Below are 1,496 nucleotides of genomic sequence, written 5' to 3'. Positions count from 1 at the left end.
ATGCGCGCACTTGTTTCTACACGATCCGGGTGCAACCAGCTGATCTATCTCGGGAAAACGTGGGGAAACCTCAGATCCTGCACCGATACGCGAACCGGTCAGCGCAATACTACCTGATGGGATAACACCGGACTCAACATTAAATAATATGTTCCGCATCGCTGCGGTCACCTCGTCGGGCGTCTTCGCATTGACGAAACCACCCCGCGAATTGATCGTCGCATGCCACAACTCGTCAATGACCGTGCCGTCATCGACGGTGCTTGGATTGGGCAACCCATCCCAGTTGGGTGGATTTGCGTACGGATCGGCCGTTGCCGCCGCATTGACCTCGTATATCCGCCCCTGGGCTCCAAGCGTGATGCCGTAGAAATTCATATGCAGGTTGACTTCGCAATCCAGCCGCTTCCATTGCGCGCTGGTTGGAGCAAGGGTAGCGCATTCATCCGGGACCTTGACATTTCCCGCAGTAAATATTCCGCCCGTGCGCAATGGAGTGCCGGTGCCGCTGTAATAACGGGTAGCGATGTCTGCGATGGTACCGGAGTATCCATCGGAGAATGGCTGACCAAGCGACTGATCCTCGTTTGCGACAGACGAGTCATCCGAATTGTTCGTGTAGCCATCGGTAAACAGCATGCCAGCGTTTTTTTGGCAAGAACTTATCACTGGCGCACCACTGTCCACGCGCCTGAACTGATCACCTAGATAGGACACCGCAGATCGATTCGGGGTGCCTCCATTGGCCGTCAATGTGGTGATCGCCGCATACAAATTAGCCCGCTCATCGGGCATTTTATACATGGTTACATTGTTACGCGAATTGATAGTAAAATAACCGATATTCATGTTGTTTACGCTTACCAGCGACTGGGTCATCGACCCAATCATGGCCAAGGTCCGATTGCGATGATACTGGAACCAATTCGCGAAGTTTTGAATTGCGGAATTATAGGCAGCATCGCCAATGTAGTTTGCCAGAGTAATCTGATATCGCCGAAGATCGCAATTGAGACCACAAGCGCCTCTAATCAATGGGCGATTAACATCTGCCGCCCTGTAACCTGCAGGCGGAGGACTGGCAGCCGGAATGTAAAACGTCGCAGGAAAATAATCGAAAGAATATCTTCTGTCACCCAAGCCCGCACCAAAAGTACGGGCAGCTGTGGACCAGCTTCCGCCAAATAAATATCTCACACCAGTACCTGCCAGGTTTGGCACCGCAGCATTCAGTGGAATGTAAAAAGTCTCATCAGTCGACTGTCGATTTGCAGTTAAATCATATGTAACTGCATAGGGCACTGCCCTGGCAGCCCGCGGATCGGCCCGAGCAGCAGTCACTCTAGCAGCTGCCTCCAGGGTGCCATCCGCTCTGCGCCAGGGCTCATAGGTCACAGCAGGATCGAAGTATGTCTTGTGGGCACCTCGAACAACCAAGTCGTAGCCGTGGTGACACGCACTGGATGATGACCATACCTTCAAAAAATCAGCGATCT

At 52.7% G+C, this 1,496-nt stretch carries 1 pseudogene; it reads right to left on the bottom strand.

From position 1 onward, the window contains the following. Positions 1–1,395 (bottom strand): annotated as a pseudogene (locus tag XpopCFBP1817_RS20635) (pilus assembly protein); the annotation flags it as partial. Positions 1,396–1,496 lie beyond the last annotated feature (101 nt).

Origin of the sequence: Xanthomonas populi (genome assembly GCF_002940065.1) — a bacterium.
GTDB classification, from domain to species: Bacteria; Pseudomonadota; Gammaproteobacteria; order Xanthomonadales; family Xanthomonadaceae; genus Xanthomonas; species Xanthomonas populi.
The sequence above is the reverse complement of the archived record's forward strand: the minus strand, read 5'-3'. Positions and strand labels throughout refer to the sequence as shown.